13 protein-coding genes, 1 tRNA gene, 3 other RNA genes and 1 pseudogene are annotated in these 19,994 nt (G+C 57.8%); 16 read left to right on the forward strand and 2 right to left on the reverse strand.

The window, feature by feature from the left end; translation table 11 throughout:
* Positions 1–77: 77 nt before the first annotated feature.
* The 16 genes and pseudogenes from EDF73_RS11990 (at position 78) to EDF73_RS12065 (ending at position 18,938) form a co-directional block, all read left to right on the forward strand.
* Positions 78–154: transfer RNA gene (locus EDF73_RS11990), tRNA-Pro, on the forward strand.
* A 34-nt stretch (positions 155–188) separates the two neighbouring features.
* Positions 189–320, forward strand: a non-coding RNA gene (locus EDF73_RS11995) — RtT sRNA.
* A 33-nt stretch (positions 321–353) separates the two neighbouring features.
* Positions 354–485: non-coding RNA, RtT sRNA (locus tag EDF73_RS12000), on the forward strand.
* 34 nt (positions 486–519) lie between these two features.
* A non-coding RNA gene (locus tag EDF73_RS12005) (RtT sRNA) lies at positions 520–651 on the forward strand.
* Between the two features lie 760 nt (positions 652–1,411).
* Positions 1,412–3,019 carry a dipeptide ABC transporter periplasmic-binding protein DppA gene (gene dppA / locus EDF73_RS12010; protein ID WP_132729356.1) on the forward strand — a complete coding sequence of 536 codons (1,608 nt, stop codon included), beginning with the start codon at positions 1,412–1,414 and terminating at the stop codon, positions 3,017–3,019.
* A gap of 107 nt (positions 3,020–3,126) precedes the next feature.
* Positions 3,127–4,146: a dipeptide ABC transporter permease DppB gene (gene dppB, locus EDF73_RS12015; protein ID WP_132729357.1), complete on the forward strand. Its 1,020-nt coding sequence runs from the start codon at positions 3,127–3,129 to the stop codon at positions 4,144–4,146.
* A gap of 9 nt (positions 4,147–4,155) precedes the next feature.
* Entirely contained in the window at positions 4,156–5,058 is a 903-nt protein-coding gene (dppC, locus tag EDF73_RS12020; RefSeq protein ID WP_132729358.1) for a dipeptide ABC transporter permease DppC, read from the forward strand.
* Between the two features lie 10 nt (positions 5,059–5,068).
* Positions 5,069–6,052, forward strand: coding sequence for a dipeptide ABC transporter ATP-binding protein (dppD, locus tag EDF73_RS12025; RefSeq protein ID WP_132729359.1), 984 nt, complete (start codon positions 5,069–5,071; stop codon positions 6,050–6,052).
* A complete protein-coding gene (gene dppF, locus EDF73_RS12030) occupies positions 6,049–7,062 on the forward strand; it encodes a dipeptide ABC transporter ATP-binding subunit DppF (RefSeq protein ID WP_132729360.1) in 1,014 nt (337 codons plus the stop codon). Before dppD ends, dppF begins: the two co-directional genes overlap by 4 nt.
* Before the next feature lie 486 nt (positions 7,063–7,548).
* Entirely contained in the window at positions 7,549–8,079 is a 531-nt protein-coding gene (locus EDF73_RS12035; RefSeq protein WP_132729361.1) for a cellulose biosynthesis protein BcsO, read from the forward strand.
* A gap of 1 nt (position 8,080) precedes the next feature.
* A pseudogene (locus tag EDF73_RS12040) lies at positions 8,081–8,873 on the forward strand (cellulose synthase operon protein YhjQ/BcsQ).
* A 19-nt stretch (positions 8,874–8,892) separates the two neighbouring features.
* Positions 8,893–11,004 carry a UDP-forming cellulose synthase catalytic subunit gene (gene bcsA, locus EDF73_RS12045; protein ID WP_132729363.1) on the forward strand — a complete coding sequence of 704 codons (2,112 nt, stop codon included), beginning with the start codon at positions 8,893–8,895 and terminating at the stop codon, positions 11,002–11,004.
* Positions 11,001–13,400 carry a cellulose biosynthesis cyclic di-GMP-binding regulatory protein BcsB gene (gene bcsB, locus EDF73_RS12050; protein ID WP_132729364.1) on the forward strand — a complete coding sequence of 800 codons (2,400 nt, stop codon included), beginning with the start codon at positions 11,001–11,003 and terminating at the stop codon, positions 13,398–13,400. Before bcsA ends, bcsB begins: the two co-directional genes overlap by 4 nt.
* Complete coding sequence (locus tag EDF73_RS12055) at positions 13,397–17,449, forward strand: cellulose biosynthesis protein BcsC (RefSeq protein ID WP_132729365.1); 4,053 nt, start codon at positions 13,397–13,399, stop codon at positions 17,447–17,449. The genes bcsB and EDF73_RS12055 overlap by 4 nt, the downstream gene beginning before the upstream one ends.
* Complete coding sequence (gene bcsD, locus EDF73_RS12060; protein ID WP_165905712.1) at positions 17,449–17,925, forward strand: cellulose biosynthesis protein BcsD; 477 nt, start codon at positions 17,449–17,451, stop codon at positions 17,923–17,925. Before EDF73_RS12055 ends, bcsD begins: the two co-directional genes overlap by 1 nt.
* A gap of 11 nt (positions 17,926–17,936) precedes the next feature.
* On the forward strand, positions 17,937–18,938 hold the full coding sequence (locus EDF73_RS12065) for a glycosyl hydrolase family 8 (RefSeq protein ID WP_132729367.1): 1,002 nt from the start codon (positions 17,937–17,939) through the stop codon (positions 18,936–18,938).
* A gap of 41 nt (positions 18,939–18,979) precedes the next feature.
* Here the strand turns inward: EDF73_RS12065 and map are convergent, their stop codons facing one another.
* Both map and EDF73_RS12075 read right to left on the reverse strand, forming a co-directional pair.
* Positions 18,980–19,759, reverse strand: a complete 780-nt coding sequence (gene map / locus EDF73_RS12070; protein ID WP_132729368.1) for a type I methionyl aminopeptidase — start codon at positions 19,757–19,759, stop codon at positions 18,980–18,982.
* Positions 19,740–19,958, reverse strand: coding sequence for a ParD-like family protein (locus EDF73_RS12075; protein ID WP_004868736.1), 219 nt, complete (start codon positions 19,956–19,958; stop codon positions 19,740–19,742). The genes map and EDF73_RS12075 overlap by 20 nt, the downstream gene beginning before the upstream one ends.
* Positions 19,959–19,994: the final 36 nt, after the last annotated feature.

Below are 19,994 nucleotides of genomic sequence, written 5' to 3' on the forward strand. Positions count from 1 at the left end.
TTTCTCGCCGCTTGAGCCATTTTTTCTTAATAAGGCATTGACGGGTGCGGGTCTCAGCAGTAAGATGCGCCCGCATTCGGTGATTGGCGCAGCCTGGTAGCGCACTTCGTTCGGGACGAAGGGGTCGGAGGTTCGAATCCTCTATCACCGACCAAATTTGAAAAGCCCGCTCTTTGAGCGGGCTTTTTTGCATCTGTGACCGATGAGGATGAGAACCTCCGGGGGCAGAGGTTCGACCCGAGCAGCGCGAGGGAACGTTGCGCCAGCAACGGCCTGCAGGGCGAGCCACACAGTGGCGAGTTATCCTCTATCACCGACCAAATTTGAAAAGCCCGCTCTTTGAGCGGGCTTTTTGCATCTGTGACCGATGAGGATGAGAACCTCCGGGGGCAGAGGTTCGACCCGAGCAGCGCGAGGGAACGTTGCGTTAGCAACGGCCCGCAGGGCGAGCCACACAGTGGCGAGTTATCCTCTATCACCGACCAGATTTGAAAAGCCCGCTCTTTCAGCGGGCTTTTTTGCATCTGTGGCCGATGAGGATGAGAACCTCCGGGGGCAGAGGTTCGACCCGAGCAGCGCGAGGGAACGTTGCGTCAGCAACGGCCCGCAGGGCGAGCCACGCAGTGGCGAGTTATCCTCTATCACCGACCAAATTTGAAAAGCCCGCTCTTTGAGCAGCGCTGATCACTTGAGGTGGGTCAGCAGTTTATCGCGGACTTACGCTATGCCGGTAAACGGTGGTTTGGGCGAAGCTGTTTTCTTCGCCCAAACCACCGTAAAAAAGAACCCCCCCGCCTTGATGGCATTGAGGGCGCGGCCGAACGTCGCAACGCCGGGGAGGCTATATTTAACCAGAGTCACAAAAAAAGCATGAATCGGCGTTTTACACCGCCTGTTAACTATTTTGTGACATCTTCCATTGTATTTTTTTATATATGTACCGATCTTTTTTCGCGAAGCTTATGGATAACTACAGCATTTTCCGCTGTGCGTTTTAACGTTCGCGCTATTAATCGCTCACATATTGGCCACATCGTAATAAATTTTCATCATTTGCCAGAATTGCTTATCACTACCTGCTGCAAACTATTAAGGCATTTATGCTGCCTGTTTGCCGCTAGCATAAATTTCTCTGCTGAAAATAGCGCCGTGAAGTTTTTTTAATCTTTGCCTGTTGATTCTCACCCCGGATGTAAAACCAGGTTGGCTGTATTGACGTTTACGCATTCTGTTGACAGATTGTAGGGCATGAGGGGCATTTCATGGAGAATCCGCACTGCAACTCAGGCGTTTTTGTGAAAGGAATCCCCATCTCTCATCCAGGCCTTCGGGCACCACCGACCAGACCGGGTAAAAAATAAATAAAGGTCTGGCGGATATATGCAAACAACATCACATTTGGAGCAGAATAATGAGTATTTCCTTGAAAAAGTCAGGGATGCTGAAGCTTGGTCTGAGCCTGGTCGCCCTGACCGTTGCAGCAAGCGTTCAGGCTAAGACCCTGGTTTATTGTTCTGAAGGCTCGCCGGAAGGCTTTAACCCACAGCTGTTCACTTCTGGTACCACCTATGACGCCAGCTCAGTGCCAATTTATAACCGTCTGGTCGAATTCAAAACCGGTACCACCGAAGTTATTCCGGGCCTGGCTGAAAAATGGGAAGTCAGCGAAGACGGAAAAACCTATACCTTCCACCTGCGTCAGGGCGTGAAGTGGCAGGATAATAAAGATTTTAAACCGACCCGCGACCTGAATGCTGATGACATCGTGTTCTCGTTCGATCGCCAGAAAAACGCACAAAACCCGTACCATAAAGTGTCTGGCGGCAGCTACGAATACTTCGAAGGCATGGGCCTGCCTGACCTGATTAGCGAAGTGAAGAAAGTGGACGATAATACCGTCCAGTTCGTGCTGACTCGTCCGGAAGCGCCGTTCCTCGCGGACCTGGCGATGGACTTCGCCTCGATTCTATCCAAAGAGTATGCCGACAACATGCTGAAAGCCGGCACGCCGGAAAAAGTGGACCTGAACCCGATCGGTACCGGCCCGTTCCAGCTGCTGCAGTACCAGAAAGACTCCCGTATTCTCTATAAAGCCTTCCCGGGCTACTGGGGCACCAAGCCGAAGATCGATCGCCTGGTCTTCTCCATCACGCCTGATGCTTCCGTGCGCTATGCCAAACTGCAGAAAAATGAGTGCCAGGTGATGCCGTACCCGAACCCGGCAGACATCGCGCGGATGAAAGAAGATAAGAACATCAACCTGCTGGAGCAACCGGGTCTGAACGTCGGTTACCTCTCTTTCAATACCGAGAAGAAACCGCTGGATAACGTCAAAGTCCGTCAGGCGCTGACCTACGCGGTGAACAAAGAAGCGATTATCAAAGCCGTTTACCAGGGCGCAGGCCAGCCGGCGAAAAACCTGATTCCGCCGACCATGTGGGGTTATAACGACGATGTTAAAGACTACACCTACGATCCGGAAAAGGCGAAAGCGCTGCTGAAAGAAGCCGGCATGGAAAAAGGGTTCACGATCGATCTGTGGGCAATGCCGGTACAGCGTCCATATAACCCGAACGCGCGCCGCATGGCGGAGATGATCCAGTCCGACTGGGCTAAAGTCGGCGTTCAGGCCAAGATCGTGACCTACGAATGGGGTGAGTACCTGAAGCGGGCGAAAGCGGGTGAACACCAGACCGTCATGATGGGCTGGACCGGCGACAATGGGGATCCGGATAACTTCTTCGCCACCCTGTTCAGCTGCGCCGCGGCGAAAGATGGTTCTAACTACTCTCGCTGGTGCTACAAGCCGTTTGAAGACCTGATTCAGCCGGCGCGTGCCACCGAAGACCATAACAAGCGTATCGAGCTGTACAAGCAGGCTCAGGTCGTGATGCACGATCAGGCTCCAGCCTTGATCATCGCGCACTCCACCGTCTTTGAGCCGGTGCGTAAAGAAGTTAAAGGCTACGTGGTTGACCCGTTAGGTAAGCACCACTTCGAAAACGTCTCTGTCGAATAATAAACAGTATGTTTCCCCTCTCCCTTAACGGGGAGGGGGGATTTACATTTGTGAGCAATACAGACGCCCTGTCACCAGGCGGGTCGTCACTATAGAGAATCCGGGTTATGTTGCAGTTCATCCTCCGACGTTTGGGACTTGTCATCCCGACATTTATCGGTATTACCCTTCTCACTTTTGCCTTTGTGCATATGATTCCCGGCGACCCGGTGATGATTATGGCGGGCGAACGTGGTATTTCCCCTGAACGTCACGCGCAGCTGCTGGCTGAAATGGGTCTTGATAAGCCCATGTGGCAGCAGTATGTCCACTATATCTGGGGCGTGTTGCACGGCGATTTAGGGATCTCGCTGAAAAGCCGCATTCCCGTGTGGCAAGAATTCGTCCCGCGCTTTAAAGCCACGATGGAGCTGGGCGTCTGCGCGATGATTTTTGCCGTTGTCGTCGGTATCCCGGTGGGCGTGCTGGCGGCGGTCAAACGCGGTTCTATCTTCGATCATACCTCCGTCGGTCTCGCGCTGACCGGTTACTCCATGCCGATCTTCTGGTGGGGCATGATGCTGATTATGCTGGTTTCGGTGCAGCTCAACCTGACGCCGGTCTCCGGACGTATCAGCGATACTGTGTTCCTTGACGATACCCTGCCGCTGACCGGTTTTATGCTGATCGATACCGCGATTTGGGGCGAACCGGGCGATTTTATTGATGCCGTGATGCATATGATTCTGCCTGCCATTGTGCTGGGCACCATTCCACTGGCCGTTATCGTGCGTATGACCCGCTCATCGATGCTGGAAGTGCTGGGTGAGGATTACATCCGTACCGCGCGCGCTAAGGGGCTGACCCGGATGCGCGTCATCGTGGTTCATGCGCTGCGTAACGCCATGCTACCGGTGGTGACGGTTATCGGGCTACAGGTGGGGACGCTGCTGGCGGGCGCCATTCTGACCGAAACCATCTTCTCCTGGCCAGGTTTAGGGCGTTGGCTGATCGACGCGCTGCAACGGCGCGATTATCCGGTGGTGCAGGGCGGGGTGCTGCTGGTCGCGACGATGATCATCCTCGTCAACCTGCTGGTCGATCTGTTGTACGGCGTGGTGAACCCGCGTATTCGGCATAAGAAGTAAGGGGCCATCATGTCACAAATTACTGAACATAAAACTGTCGCCGCGCCGGTGCCTATGACCCCGATGCAGGAGTTCTGGCACTATTTCAAACGCAACAAGGGGGCGGTGGTAGGCCTGGTGTACGTGGCGATTATGATTATCATCGCCGTGTTTGCTAACTTCATCGCGCCCTATAACCCGGCGGATCAGTTCCGCGATGTGCTGCTGGCGCCGCCGGCATGGCAGGATGGGGGAAGCTTCGCCCATCTGCTGGGAACCGATGACGTCGGCCGCGATATTCTGTCGCGCCTGATGTACGGCGCGCGTTTATCGCTGCTGGTGGGCTGTCTGGTCGTCGTGCTGTCGCTGATTCTTGGCGTGGTGCTGGGTCTGATCGCCGGCTACTTCGGCGGCGTGATTGACTCGGTCATTATGCGTATCGTCGATATCATGCTGGCCCTGCCGAGCCTGCTGCTGGCGCTGGTGCTGGTGGCGATCTTCGGCCCTTCTATCGTCAACGCTTCGCTGGCATTGACCTTTGTCGCCTTGCCGCACTACGTGCGTCTGACCCGTGCGGCGGTGCTGGTGGAAGTGAACCGCGACTACGTGACCGCTTCGCGGGTAGCGGGCGCGGGCGCGATACGGCAGATGTTCATCAATATTCTGCCTAACTGCCTGGCGCCGCTGATTGTTCAGGCGTCGCTCGGTTTTTCTAACGCCATTCTCGATATGGCCGCTCTTGGCTTCCTTGGCATGGGCGCGCAGCCGCCGACACCGGAGTGGGGCACGATGCTCTCCGACGTGTTGCAGTTCGCGCAGAGTGCCTGGTGGGTCGTCACCTTCCCGGGGGTAGCGATTCTGCTGACGGTGCTGGCATTTAACCTGATGGGTGACGGTCTGCGTGACGCGCTCGATCCCAAACTGAAGCAGTAAGAGGTTCGAGATGGCGTTATTGAATGTTGATAAATTATCGGTGCATTTCGGCGACGAAGGCACACCGTTTCGCGCGGTAGACCGCGTGAGCTACAGCGTTAACCAGGGCGAAGTCGTGGGGATCGTCGGGGAATCAGGTTCCGGTAAATCGGTCAGCTCGCTGGCGATTATGGGGCTGATTGATTATCCCGGCCGGGTGATGGCGGATAAACTGGAGTTTAATGGCCGCGACCTGAAGCGCATTTCAGAAAAAGAGCGTCGCCAGCTGGTTGGCGCGGAAGTGGCGATGATCTTCCAGGACCCGATGACCAGCCTCAACCCATGCTACACCGTCGGCTATCAGATTATGGAAGCCATCAAGGTGCATCAGGGCGGCAATAAGAAAACCCGCGTCCAGCGGGCAATCGATCTGCTGACGCTGGTCGGCATCCCGGACCCGGCATCGCGTCTCGACGTCTATCCGCACCAGCTTTCCGGTGGGATGAGCCAGCGCGTGATGATCGCCATGGCGATTGCCTGCCGGCCGAAGCTGCTGATTGCCGATGAGCCGACCACCGCGCTGGACGTGACGATCCAGGCGCAGATCATTGAGCTGCTGCTGGATCTGCAGCAAAAAGAGAACATGGCGCTGGTCCTGATTACACACGATCTGGCGCTGGTGGCCGAGGCGGCACACAAAATCATTGTGATGTACGCCGGTCAGGTGGTGGAAGCCGGCGATGCGAAGGATATCTTCCGCGCGCCGCGCCATCCATATACGCAGGCATTGCTGCGCGCGCTGCCGGAGTTTGCCCAGGATAAAGCGCGGCTGGCATCGCTGCCGGGCGTGGTACCGGGGAAATACGACCGTCCCAACGGCTGTTTGTTAAACCCGCGCTGCCCCTATGCCACGGATCGCTGCCGGAGCGAAGAACCGGAGCTGAACCGCGTTGACGGCAGCCGTCAGTCGAAATGCCACTACCCACTGGATGATGCCGGGAGGCCTACGCTATGAGTACCCATGAGGCCACCACGCAACGCTCGTTGTTGCAGGCCATCGACCTGAAAAAATACTACCCGGTGAAGAAGGGGCTGTTCGCCCCGGAACGGCTGGTAAAAGCGCTGGATGGCGTCTCTTTCACCCTCGAACGCGGTAAAACGCTGGCGGTGGTGGGCGAGTCCGGCTGCGGCAAATCAACGCTGGGCCGTCTGCTGACGATGATTGAAATCCCGACCGGCGGCGAGCTTTACTATCAGGGGCAGGATTTATTAAAGCCTGACGCGACGGCAGAAAAGCTGCGTCGGCAGAAAATCCAGATTGTGTTTCAGAACCCCTACGGCTCGCTGAACCCGCGCAAAAAAGTGGGGCAGATTCTGGAAGAACCGTTGCAGATCAACACCTCGCTCAGTAAAGAGCAGCGTCGTGAGAAAGCGCTGGCCATGATGGCGAAAGTGGGGCTCAAAACCGAGCATTACGATCGCTATCCGCATATGTTCTCCGGCGGCCAGCGGCAGCGTATTGCCATTGCCCGGGGCCTGATGCTGGACCCGGACGTGGTGATTGCCGACGAACCGGTTTCCGCGCTGGACGTATCGGTGCGCGCGCAGGTGCTGAACCTGATGATGGACCTGCAGCAGGAGATGGGGCTGTCGTATGTGTTCATCTCCCATGACCTGTCGGTGGTCGAGCACATTGCCGATGAAGTGATGGTGATGTACCTGGGCCGCTGCGTGGAGAAAGGGTCGAAGGATCAGATCTTCAGCAATCCGCAGCACCCGTATACTCAGGCCCTGCTGTCGGCCACCCCGCGTCTCAATCCGGACGATCGTCGCGAGCGGATTAAATTGACCGGTGAGCTGCCGAGCCCGCTCAATCCGCCGCCGGGCTGCGCGTTTAACGCGCGCTGCCGTCGTCGTTTTGGCCCGTGCACCCAGCTACAGCCGCAGCTGAAGGATTATCGGGGTCAGCTGGTCGCCTGTTTTGCCGTCGATCAGGATGAAAATCAGGAAAAACATCCTTCCTGAGGATCGGCGCTGCCGTCGGCGGAGAAATCCCTGTCGGCGGCAGCGCATGCCACGCTAACGTGTTATCTGCCGCCATGAATAACCGCTCTTATTTTTTTATTCGCGATAAGTCATTCAGTCTATTTATATAACGTAATAAAAAGATTAATATATTTTATCCTCGGGATGAAGCGTGTTTATTTCTGCTTGTGTCTAATAAATTAACGAGATAAATCACTGATTATTTTTAATGTGCAGCCGAGTCTGCGCCGCTCTTTCCGGGGCCCCTAAAAAATGGAGCTATCATTTCAGATAGGACCTGATAGGGTAGCCGCAAAATCATCAGTGAATTAAGCCACCCTGACTTATATTCCCGGCAAGTCCTTGTAACGTCGATCGTCCTGATTCGGTTGCAATGAATGAAAAAAATAAAATAAACAACGCTTATGACATCGAGCGCCAGAATAAAAAGATAAACACTATGTATGTAGAATCATGAGGTTATCAATGAACCATTATGATGATTTGCAGCGCTTCAAGGAAAAGACCGGTACACAAAGTCTACATTTCAGGGACCTTTCATCACAGGCTGTCACCCGGGATAAGGGCGATTGGGTTATTCTCAATCAGCTTACGCCTGGAGCAAAAGAGTCCTCGCTGGCAATGGGAGGCAGCGTGTCGTTACCGCTACCGCAGCAGGTGCCGGCGGATCTGTTTCACCGGGTGGAAGCTGAACCGGTGCACTCCCCCTCTACGCTCTCGCCGCCTGTCCTGGTCGCCGAACCGATAACCGCGGCGGCGGCAACTCCCGCTGCGCCTGTCGAACCAACTCCTGTTGCAGCAAACAGCATCCCGGCGGAACCCATTCCGGCGATGGCCGCGACGCTATCCGCGCCGTCGGTCGCCCCTCGTCCGCAGCCGACCGCGGCGACGGAAGGCTATGCGCATTTATTTGCGGCGAAAACCGCTGAACCGGTGGCGAAAAATAAAGATCAGCCGCTGAAGTCTCTTTTAGAAAGGATTGCAACATGCCGTTGATCTGCGTCTGTTCGCCAAAAGGCGGCGTAGGAAAAACGACCCTGGCGGCAAATCTGGCCTGGTCGCTGGCGCGCGCGGGCAGCAAGGTGCTGGCGTTGGACTTTGATAGGCAGAATGCGCTGCGCCTGCATTTTGGCGTTCCCCTCAGCGATGAGCGGGGCTATGTGGCGAAAGCCCTGGATCTGCATGACTGGAGCCAGTGTGTGCTTAGCGCAGGCAGCAATATCTTCGTGCTGCCCTACGGCGACGTGACGGAAACGCAGCGGCGGGCGTTTGACGAACGTCTGCTCAACGATCCCCATTTTCTGACCCGCGGTCTGGCGGCGCTGCTGAACTATCCCGGTCTGATTATCATCGCCGATCTGCCGCCGGGTCCTTCGGCGGCGCTGACGGCGCTGACCCCGCTTGCCGACCTGCATCTGGTACCGCTGCTGGCGGATACGGCCTCGCTGTCGACCTTAGCGCACGTGGAAAAGCAGCGTTTAACCGGCGATGAGCTTAATCATAAGCACGGACATTTTTTCGTGATTAACCAGAGTGATAATCGCCGTCAGGTGAGCCGTGACGTCACCGCGTTGATGGAGGAAAAGCTGGGCGATCGCCTGTTGGGCATCATCCACCGTGATGAAAGCGTGGTGGAGGCGAATGCTTCTCAGAAGTCGATTCTTGACTTTAGCTCATCTTCTGCAGCCGCCTTTGATATTGAAATCATAGCAAAAAAAATCTCTGCACTGTTGGGGATCCATATTGGCGATGGCACGGTGCACAGCCTGCCTCGCATGTCAGGGCTGTAACTTATTGCAGGGCTGCGGAATGAAAAAAACACTTTTCTGGTTGCTGGTGCTGGTGTTATCGCCGGTGGCGGTGCTGATCGTTATCACGCCAATGGATAGCCAAAAGCAGTATCTTTTTGGCCTGCTCAGCATTGGTATTCTTTTCTTAATGGGCTTTAGCAAGAAGCGCGGTATTTCGGTCATTATGGTCGTCACTTCTCTGCTGATGTCCACGCGTTACATGTATTTTCGCCTGACGCAAACCCTGCATTTCAACTCCGGAATCGAGACGGTGCTGGGGATGGGGCTATTTCTGGCGGAAGTGTATATCTGGGTGATGTTGCTGCTGAACTATCTGCAGACGGTGTGGCCGCTGAAGCGAGAAATTGTGCCGCTGCCGGAGGATATGAGCCAGTGGCCGACGGTCGATATCTATATTCCGAGCTACAACGAACCGCTTGAAGTGGTGCGGGATACCGTGCTGGCTGCGCAATGCATTGATTACCCGGCGGATAAGATGAAAATTTATTTGCTGGATGATGGTAAACGCAGCGAGTTCGCGGTGTTTGCCGCCGATGTCGGGGTGGGCTATATCACCCGCAATGATAATAAGCATGCCAAAGCGGGCAACCTTAACCACGCCATGACGCTCACGCAGGGTGAGCTTATCTGCGTGTTTGACTGCGACCACGTGGCGACCCGCGTTTTCCTGCAGGCGACGGTCGGCGGTTTTCTCAAAGACCCGATGCTGGCGCTGGTGCAGACGCCGCACTACTTCTACTCGCCGGACCCTTTCGAGCGCAACCTGTCGGTAGGGCGCAACATTCCCAACGAAGGGATGCTGTTCTATGGTCCGATTCAGCAGGGTAACGATAACTGGAATGCGACCTTTTTCTGCGGTTCCTGCGCGGTGATTCGCCGTCAGGCGCTGGAGCAGATTGGGGGCTTCGCGGTAGAAACGGTCACCGAAGACGCGCATACCGCGCTGAAATTCCAGCGTCTGGGCTGGAAGTCGGCATTTCTCGATATTCCGCTGGCGGCGGGGCTAGCCACCGAACGTCTGGTGGTGCATGTGATTCAGCGAACCCGCTGGGCGCGTGGGATGACGCAAATTTTCCGTCTTGATAACCCGCTATTGGGCCGCGGGCTCACTTTCCAGCAGCGTCTGTGCTATCTCAGCGCGATGCTCTACTATCAGTTTGCCCTGCCGCGGGTGGTATTTGTTACCGCGCCGTTAGCCTATCTGCTGTTTAACCTGAACATTATCTACTCCTCGGCCAGCCTGATTGTGTCGTATGCGCTACCGCATCTGTTTCTGGCGATTTACGTCGGTTCGCGCATGAACGGCCGCTATCGCTACAGTTTCTGGGGGGAGATTTACGACATTGTGCTGGCATTCCATCTGGTGTTGCCGACTCTGGTGACGATGATTTTCCCCAAACGCGGTAAATTCAACGTCACCGACAAGGGGGGGCTGCTGGATGTCGGTTACTTTGATTTTACCGTCGTCAGGCCGCATCTGGTGGTGGCATGTCTGCTGGGCGTGGGGGTGATCCTCGGGATCGTTCGCGCGCTGGGTCATGACTATTTCGGTTCAGATCCCAACGTTATCGCGCTGAACGTCGGCTGGGGGCTGTACAGCCTGATCTTCCTGCTGGCGGCGATCGCCGTCGCGCGGGAGACCCGTCAGGTACGCAAAACGATTCGCATCGACGTTGATGTACCGGTACTGATTCACTATGCCAGCGGCATTGTCTCGCGCAGCCATACCGTTGACCTGTCGATGGGCGGTTGCCGTATTGCCGTTCCGGACTCGCGTCATCTGCAGGATAAGATTGAAGAAATTGAGCTGATTTTGCAGTCGGGGGCGATCTGTATTCCCGCCGAGCAGGTCACTGCGGACGAACGTTATATTCGCCTGAAGTTTGATGAAAACATCCCGCTCTCGCTGCGCCGGGAGCTGGTGCGCGTCGTGCTGGCGCGCGCGGACGCGTGGATTAATCCGCCGCGTCCGCAGGATAACCCATTCCGTTCGTTTGTGACCATTTTGCGCTGCGTGTTTGAACTGTTCTGGCTGACGTGGAAAACACGGCGTAGCCAGCGTCGGCAGAGACCGATGGCGCATGCGGCGCAGGAGGATGGGCGTCTATGAAGCGATTAACCACGCTTGCGCTGCTGGCGGGGATGCTCTCTGCGCCTGCGCTGCACGCTGAAGAGCGCGCTGTCGATCGTGCCGCGTCGCTGAATTTCCCGCTGCCGGATGCGGCGGAGGACAGCCCACCGGCGGATGAACCGGTTTCAGCAACTCCCGCTACTCCGACGGAACCAACGTCAGAATCCGTATCGCCGCCGACCTTTCCACCACCGGCGAGCGGCGCGGCAGCCGATGTTGTGCCGTTATCCCCGCTTGTGGGCGGTAGCCTGAATATGACGCAGCTCGGGATGGCGGACGGGATTATGCTGAGCGGCGGGCAACAGCAGGGCGGCGTTGATTTTACGCTGCCCTCCGACCAGGTGGTCACGCATGCGGAACTGATGCTGGATGTCCGGGTGTCACCGGAGCTGGCGACGCGAAACGCCACGCTCCAGCTGATGCTTAACGGTCAGCCGCTCGGAACGGTGTCGCTGGGTACGGACGGCGCCGACATCTCGCACTATCAGCTGGATATTCCGGCCGCGCTGATGGTTTCCAGCAATAATTTAAGTTTTAAAGTCAACGATGGCGATACGCTGCAGTGTCGGCTCGATACGCGCGACACCCGCGGGGTGGTGATTTTACCCACCTCGCGCTTTAGCTGGGAAAGCCAGCCGCTGAATATCAGCAATGATTTAAGCTTCTTCCCGCGCCCCTTCTTCGACAGTATGCAGATGACCCCGGCAGATATTGCGCTGGCGTATCCGGAGAAATCCACTGCGGATATCTTCAGCGCGGCGGCGCTGGTGTCATCATGGCTGGGGATTCAGGCGGATTATCGCGGGATCGCTTTCAACGCCATGCGCGATCGTCTGCCGGAACGGCACGGCATTCTTATCGGTCATCCGGGCGATCGGATTGGCGGGTTAACCTTACCGCAAACCGATAAACCGCTGCTGCAGATTGTTGATAACCCGGGTAACCCGGCTTACAAACTGCTGCTGATTGTCGGGCACAATGATGCGGCATTGCGCACGGCGGCCTGGCGGCTGACCCGCGGTGACATCGCCCCGCAGACCACCCGCCTGGAAGTGGATCCGCAAACCATCCCGCTCGGTAAACCGTATGATGCGCCGCGCTGGATCCCCACCGATCGGCCGGTAAAAATCAGCGAACTGCTGCGTAAAGATCAAAGCGCAACGGTGAGCGGCGTATGGCATGAACCGCTGCAGGTGGCTTTCCGCGCCGCGCCGGATCTCTATTTGTGGGATGGCGAAACCATCCCCCTGCAGATTAGCTATCGCTTCCCGTCGGAAAGCTGGATCAACGAAGATAAGTCGCTACTGAGCGTGACGCTCAACAATACCTTCCTGCACAATCTGCCGATGAACAAACAGGGGCCGCTGGAGAAGCTCTGGCGCCACCTCGGCGGCGATGCGCGTCAGGAGCAGTTTACCATCCCGCTGGCGCCCTACCTGATTTACGGTGATAACCAACTGTCTTTATATTTCAATGTGGTGCCAAAAGAGGACGCGCCCTGTTCAGTGCTGTTGAATACCGGCATCAAGAGCCGCATTACCGATGACTCATGGATTGACCTGAGCAATACGCGGCACTTCTCGCAGCTGCCTAACCTCTCCTATTTTGTCGGCGCGTCGTTCCCGTTCTCGCGGCTGGCGGATTATTCGCAAACCACGCTGCTGCTGCCGGAACAGCCGTCGGAAACCCAGGTGGCGACTCTGCTGAACCTGGCGGCGCGCTCGGGAAATGCGACCGGTACGGCGCTGGCCAACAACCGGGTGCTGCTGGGACTCCCCGACGGTGACGCGAGCGTCGCATATCTGCGGGATCGCGATGTGCTGGCGGTGACGACTCTTGACCAGAATACGTTTAATCAACGCCTGCTGGCCCACTCCCCGTATTATCCGCTCGATAATCAGCTCGCGGTACGCGAGTCCGGGATCGGTGAGAAAATACAGCGCTGGCTGAGCGGCGACTGGACCTCCGCGACCCTTGATGCCGATCGTTATCTCTCTTCCAGCAGCGCCTGGCGCGGCTTTATTAGCTACCGTTCGCCGTGGAGCCCGCAGCGCACGGTGGTGGTGGCAATGGCCAGCAATGACGATCAGCTGGCCAGGCTGACAAATGACCTTGAGTCCCCGCGAATCAACGCCGGTATCCGCGGCGATACGGCGGTGATCACCAGTGATAATGGCGTGCGCAGCTTCCAGGTCAGCACGCCGTTCCCCAGCGGACAAATGCCGTGGTACATGATGGCCGTCTGGTATGCCAACCAACACTCCGGCCTGCTGGCGCTGCTGGGGCTGATCACCACCACGATCGTTGGCCTGGCGTTAACCGCCATGTTTAAGCGCCATGCGCGCAAGCGTCTGAGTTCGGGGGATAGCCAATGAGACGAGTTTGCAAAGTGAATACCAGGGCCACCCGACGATTATCCACGTTTTGTCTGTCAGGGGCGCTGACGCTTGGCGCATTCGGCAGCGCCCAGGCGGCGGGCAATGATGCCGCCCTGCAGGCGCTGTTTGCGCAGGCTAACTACTGGCATGAAAAATCGCACGATGAGCTGGCGATGGAGTCGCTGCAAAAGGTGCTACTGGTCGATGCCAACAACACCCAGGCGCTGTATTTGATGGCGCTGTGGGCGCAGCAGGGCGGCGATTTGCAGACGGCCGCGCGCTGGCGGGAGCGGTTGGCAAAGGCGGACCCCAACAGCGCCAGTTTACAGGAGCTGGATACGGCCAAAAAAATGGCCCAGGTACCGCAAGGTCAACTGAACCTGGCGCGGCAGCAGGCGCGAAGCGGTAATATCCCCGCGGCGTTGACCACCTGGCGCAGTATGTTTAACGGCGATATCCCGCCGTCGGGGCTGGCGGCCGAATACTATATGACGATGGCCAGCGACAAGTCGCTCTATCCGCAGGCGCTGAGCGAACTGCGTCAATACGTCGCGCAGCATCCGCAGGAGAATGCGCCACGCGTGGCGTTGGGCAAGATGCTGACCTGGCGGGAAGATACCCGGCGGGAAGGGATCGCCATGCTGGAACCGATGGCCAGCGGCAGTACAGATGCCGACAGCGGCCTGCGTCAGGCGCTGTTGTGGCTGGGGCCGCAGGCCGGCGACCAGCCGTTTTACGATACCTGGATGCAGCGCCACCCGCAGGATAGCGAAGTGCAGAACTATTATCGCCAACGGCTGAGCGGGCAGGCGCGCGGGCAGGGGTTTGCCAACCTGAACAGCGGCAACACGGCGGCGGCGAAGCAGCAGTTTGAGCAGGTCTTACAAACCAACCCGCAGGATGCGGACGCGCTGGCCGGGATGGGCTACATCGCCCAGCGGAACGGCGATTTTCAGGCCGCCTCGCAGTATCTGAACCGGGCGGCGGAACTCGGCGGCGCGGATTCGGCGGCGCGGCGCCAGCAGGCGGCCGATGCTCTGTTCTATGGGCAGCTGGCCCAGGCGCAGCAGGCGTATAAACAGGGAAACATCAGCCAGGCGCTGGCGCTCTCCGCCCCGTTGGCTGAACAGAGCGGCGCACGCGGCACATCGGCAAAACTGTTCCGCGCCGATGTGCTGCGGCACAACAAAGATCTGCCGCAGGCCGAGCAAACCCTGCGCTCGCTGCTCGATGAACAGCCGCAAAACGGTCCGGCCCGCGAGAGTCTGTACTACGTCCTGCGTGAGCAGAATAAAACGGCAGAAGCGCAGGCGATGCTGCGTACGCTGCCGGAAAGCCTGCAGCAAAAACTGCAGCCGCGCGTGGTGACCGGCATGCCGGGAGATACGCTACGTCGGCAGGCGCAGGAACAGGCCAACGGCGGTAACGTGAGCGGCGCGATAGCGACGCTGCGTCAGGGGGTTGCCCGCTATCCGGATGATAGCTGGATGCGCCTTGATTTAGCCCGCCTGCTGCAAAAATCCGGTAATGACGGCGAGGCCGCCTCGCTGATGGCTGCCGCGTATCGCCCCGGCGCCAGCGGCAGCGCGCTGTACGCGGCGGCGCTCTTCGCCAGCGAAAACGGCGGCTGGCAGCAGGCGCAAACGCTGCTGGGACGTATACCTGCCGCCAGTCAGACCGCGCAAATGCGTGAGTTACATCAGCGGGTAAACTACAACCTGCAGCTGGCAACCGCGCAAAATTATCTCTCCCAGGGCAATTCGGTCGCTGCCGCCAACACCTTGAGAGCGATGGCCGCCACGCCGCCGAAAGCACCGGCGGATGTCGGGAAGCTGGCGCGCCTGCTCGCGCAGAGCGGTGATGTCAGTAGCGCGGTCGCGCTGGTGCGCAATAGCATCAGCGGCGGGATATCAGGCAATGCCGGGGATTATGCCGACCAGGTGACGGTGCTCAATCAGGCCGGGCTGACTAACGAAGCGCAAAGCCTGTTAAGCAACCCCCAGCTTCAGGCCAGTAGTACGCCGACGCAGCTGGCGAGCATTCGCAATGGCTATGTGATTAACGACGCCGATCGTTTACGTGAGCAGGGGAACTACGCCGCAGCCTATGACAAGCTGATGGCGGCGATGCAAAGCGATCCGCAAAATACCGACCTGATGTTTGCCATGGCGCGTCTCTACCAGAGCGGCAAAATGAATAAAGAAGCCGGGGTGGTCTATGACTACCTGATGACCCGCGACACGCCGGATCAGGCGGCCCGCTCCGGGGCGATCGACGTGGCCCTGTCGGCGGGTGATAACGAGCGGGCGCAGCAGCTGGCAGGCGGGCTGCGCCAGGACAATACGCCGGATCGTTTACTGCTGCTGGCGCGGGTCGCGGAGGCCCAGGGACATCATCAGCAGGCCATGACGTATCTGCGCAGCGCCCGCGGCAAACTGCTGGGGCTGCAGAGTACTAACGGTGCGCAAACGCCAACGGTGGGCGGCGTGCTGGCGGCGGATAACCCCTTCGTGGGCGTCTCCCGTACGCCAGCCGCGACAAGAACGGCGTCGGCTTATGGCCAGTATATGCCGTGGCAGGTTTCGCAGGTGTCGACCGGAACCGGGACCTCGTTACCCGGTATCCAGCGCCCCGATCTGCCGGTGGAAACTGCGCAAACCCGCATGCTGCGTCAGGTCGATAGCATGATGGAGACGTTGCAGGAAAAAACCGCTACCTGGCTGCAGACCGGCATGGACGTTCGCGGCCGGGATGGTGAATCCGGTACCAGTAAGTTAACGGAGTTAAAAACGCCGCTGACCTGGTCCTCATCGCCGTTTGGCGATGCGCGTTTTGATTTTACCGTGACGCCGGTGTCATTGAACGCCGGCACCGCCAGCGGCGATGCCTGGCGGCGCTACGGCGCAAACCCGCTCTCTAACGCGGTCTCTAATATGGTCACCACCGCCACTAAGGAGCAGGCGGCCATTGCGGCGATGACTGATGCGGAACGTACTACCTATTTCGCCAGCAACCCAGGCGCGCAGGCGTTGAGTTCGCTGGGGACGCTGAGTGCGGCCGATTTTAACGCCACCAGCAGCAGCGGCATGGAGAATCTGGCGAAACTGGGGGCCTATGATTCCGGGCAGGTCGCCAGCTATCTGGCGGCATCGAGCCTGAAGCCGAGTATCGATCAGACCAGCGGCTCGACGGATGCGCAAAAAGCGAATGGCGTTGAGCTGGCCATGGCCCTGAGCGGCGATCGTTACCGCCTTGATATCGGCAGCACGCCGCTGGGCCAGGATCTCAACACCGTGGTGGGGGGCGTGCAGTGGTCGCCGAAGCTCACCAACTATCTGTCGCTGATTTTCACCGGGGAGCGTCGTTCGCTGACCGATAGCCTGCTGTCCTATGTCGGTCTGAAAGACGCCTACTCCGGGAAAAACTGGGGGCAGGTGACCAAAAACGGCGGCACCCTGCAGCTGAGCTATGACGACGGCGACGCCGGTTTTTATGTCGGCGGCGGCGGGTACAGCTATCTGGGCCAGAATGTCGCCAGCAACACCAGCGTGAACGCCAACGCCGGGGTTTATCTGCGGCCTTACCATGACGAATATCGTCAGCTACAGGCCGGTTTGAGTATGAGCTACATGGATTACTCGAAGAACCTGAGCTACTTCACCTACGGTCAGGGGGGCTATTTCAGCCCGCAAAACTATGTCAGCGTCTCGCTGCCGGTCAACCTGACGGAAAACTATGATAACTGGACGATGAAGCTCGGCGGCTCGGTGGGCTATCAATCCTACAGCCAGGATAAGAGCGCCTACTTCCCGACCAATTCGGAATGGCAGCAGACCCTGGAGACCGCCGTTTCCAGTGGTTTTGCGAAAGAGGCCTACTATTCGGCGACCTCGAAGAGTGGGATTGGTTACACCTTGCGCGCCGGTGCGGATTACAAGGTCAACAAACAGATGACGCTTGGCGGCCAGATTGGCTACGACACCTTCGGGGATTATAACGAGAGCACCGCAGGGCTCTATATCCGCTATATGCTGGGAGATTATTGATCATGACGGAGAATAATAACGCGGAGGTCATGGCCTGGTTTCAACAGCAGCAAACGCCCGCCGGATGGTTTGATCTGCTGAGCATCATGGTGGACGGGATGCTGAACAATGCCGGCGAGCTGGGGAGCCAACCCTTCCTGCGGCAGATGGGGGAGGCGCTGGCGGAGAGTTATCCGCTGCCGGAGTCGGAGACGGTCGGCGCGCTGGAGAGCAATATCAACCAGCTGCTGAGCCGTTTTCAGTGGGGGATGGTCACCCTCGAGGTGAGCGACGAGGGGCTGCGATTGCGCCACCGGGCGCTGCCGGTTAGCCGCGATGAAGCGCAGCGCGTGCGTTGGTGTAATGCATTTTGTGCCATACTCGAAGGGCTTTATTCTCGCTGGCTGCGGGGACAGGGCGGCGGTGCGCACGTGGTTTTACAGCGTGAGCGTTTGTTCTCAGTCTCTGATGTTCAGTTCCTCTACTTCCATCCATAGCGGGTGAATCTATGTCCTTGCGTGCTGCAGTGGCGGTCATGCTTACCACCATGATGATGGTACTCCCGCGCGCGTGGGCAGATACCGCCTGGGAGAGCTATAAATCACGGTTTATGATGGCTGACGGGCGGATCGTGGATACGGGCAACGGTAATATCTCGCATACCGAAGGGCAGGGGTTCGCGATGCTGCTGGCGGTGGCGAAAAACGATCGGCCCGCCTTCGATAAACTGTGGCAATGGACCGATAAGACGCTGCGCAATAAAGATAACGGGCTGTTTTACTGGCGCTATAACCCCGTCGCTCCGGACCCTGTCGCCGATAAAAATGATGCGACCGATGGCGATACTATGATTGCGTGGGCGCTGCTTCGCGCCCAGCAGCAGTGGGGGGATAAAGCCTACGGTGCCGCCTCCGACGCCATTACCGCTGCGCTGCTGAAATATACCGTGGTGACCTTTGCCAATCGTCAGGTGATGCTCCCCGGCGCCAGGGGCTTCAACCACAATGACCATCTCAACCTGAATCCGTCCTACTTTATTTTCCCCGCCTGGCAGGCCTTCGCGGCACGTACGCACCTGACGGCCTGGCGCAAACTGCAGAGCGATGGCCAGGCGCTGCTGGCCAAAATGGCATGGGGTAAGGCGCAGCTGCCCAGCGATTGGGTGGCGCTGAAAGCCGACGGCACGATGGAGCCCGCCAAAGAGTGGCCGCCGCGTATGAGCTATGACGCGATTCGTATTCCGCTGTATGTGTCCTGGGCAGACCCGCACAGCGCGCTGCTGACGCCGTGGAAAAACTGGTTTCAGCGCTATTCGCGGCTGCAAACGCCAGCGTGGATCAACGTCACGACCAACGAGGTTTCCCCATGGTTTATGACCGGCGGTCTGCTGGCGGTACGCGATTTAACCGTCGGCGAACCGCAGGCCGAGCCGCAGATTACCGCCGAGGATGATTACTACTCCGCCAGTCTGAAGCTGCTGGTCTGGCTGGCGAGCAGCCAGCGGCCCTGATCGGCGGCCGCTGGCAATATTCCTGCGTGGCGGTTGCGGGGTTAGCCTGCCGGGGTTTCCCCGTTACGCAGCGTCAGGACTTCAAAACCCTCCGCGGTCACGGCAATGGTATGTTCCCATTGCGCCGAGAGTTTTTTATCGCGGGTGACCACCGTCCAGCCATCTTTTTTGATTTTTGTCCGGCTATCGCCCTGATTAACCATCGGTTCAATGGTAAAGACCATCCCTTCCTGTAGTACGGCACCGGTGCCGGGCTTGCCGTAGTGCAGCACCTGCGGCTCTTCATGCATCTCCTGTCCCACGCCGTGGCCGCAATACTCCCTGACAACGCTGTAGCCGTTGCTTTCGACATAGCGTTGAATCGCATGGCCGATATCGCCCAGCGTGGCGCCGGGCTTCACCGCCTTGATGCCTTGCCACATGGCCTCGTAGGTCTTTTTCACCAGCCTGCGGGCCAGCGGCGAAACGTCACCGATCAAATACATTTTGCTGGAATCCGCGATCAGACCCCCTTTTTCCAGCGTAATGTCGACATTGACGATAGCGCCTGATTTCAGATGCTCCGTCTCTTTCGGCATGCCGTGGCACACCACTTCGTTCACCGAGGTATTCAGCACGTAGGGATAGTCATATTGTCCCTTGCTGGCGGGTCGGGCGTGCAGCTGATTGACGATAAAATCTTCCACCCGGTTGTTGATTTCCATGGTGGTCACCCCAGGCTGGATAAAGCCGTCCAGCATCTCAAAGACGGAGGCTAACAGCTCCCCGGCGCGGCGCTGTCTGGCCAGCTGATCCGCGGTTTTAATGGGAATTGATGGCATTGATCACCTCCAGTAAGCGATCGGAACCTGATTTAAGCATCATCATCTTGATTTGCTGGTGGTTAAGCTCCGGATAGAGCTCGCTCATCATACCCAGTCGGATCCAGTATTCGGCCTGAGCGTTCACCGAACGTGACATTGCCTTGCTGGCATCGCGGATGTCGTCATGCAGCAGGTCGGAGATTTTTACGATTCCCATATATATACACACCATAATGATTCATATACATATCGT

It is taken from the genome of Klebsiella sp. BIGb0138, assembly GCF_004342285.1.
Lineage (GTDB): Bacteria > Pseudomonadota > Gammaproteobacteria > Enterobacterales > Enterobacteriaceae > Klebsiella.

Coding starts and splice junctions, on each gene's coding strand:
- dppA (WP_132729356.1), top strand. CDS start 1,412: ATGAGTATTTCCTTGAAAAAGTCAGGGATGCTGAAGCTTGGTCTGAGC.
- dppB (WP_132729357.1), top strand. CDS start 3,127: ATGTTGCAGTTCATCCTCCGACGTTTGGGACTTGTCATCCCGACATTT.
- dppC (WP_132729358.1), top strand. CDS start 4,156: ATGTCACAAATTACTGAACATAAAACTGTCGCCGCGCCGGTGCCTATG.
- dppD (WP_132729359.1), top strand. CDS start 5,069: ATGGCGTTATTGAATGTTGATAAATTATCGGTGCATTTCGGCGACGAA.
- dppF (WP_132729360.1), top strand. CDS start 6,049: ATGAGTACCCATGAGGCCACCACGCAACGCTCGTTGTTGCAGGCCATC.
- EDF73_RS12035 (WP_132729361.1), top strand. CDS start 7,549: ATGAACCATTATGATGATTTGCAGCGCTTCAAGGAAAAGACCGGTACA.
- bcsA (WP_132729363.1), top strand. CDS start 8,893: ATGAAAAAAACACTTTTCTGGTTGCTGGTGCTGGTGTTATCGCCGGTG.
- bcsB (WP_132729364.1), top strand. CDS start 11,001: ATGAAGCGATTAACCACGCTTGCGCTGCTGGCGGGGATGCTCTCTGCG.
- EDF73_RS12055 (WP_132729365.1), top strand. CDS start 13,397: ATGAGACGAGTTTGCAAAGTGAATACCAGGGCCACCCGACGATTATCC.
- EDF73_RS12065 (WP_132729367.1), top strand. CDS start 17,937: ATGTCCTTGCGTGCTGCAGTGGCGGTCATGCTTACCACCATGATGATG.
- map (WP_132729368.1), bottom strand. CDS start 19,759: ATGCCATCAATTCCCATTAAAACCGCGGATCAGCTGGCCAGACAGCGC.
- EDF73_RS12075 (WP_004868736.1), bottom strand. CDS start 19,958: ATGGGAATCGTAAAAATCTCCGACCTGCTGCATGACGACATCCGCGAT.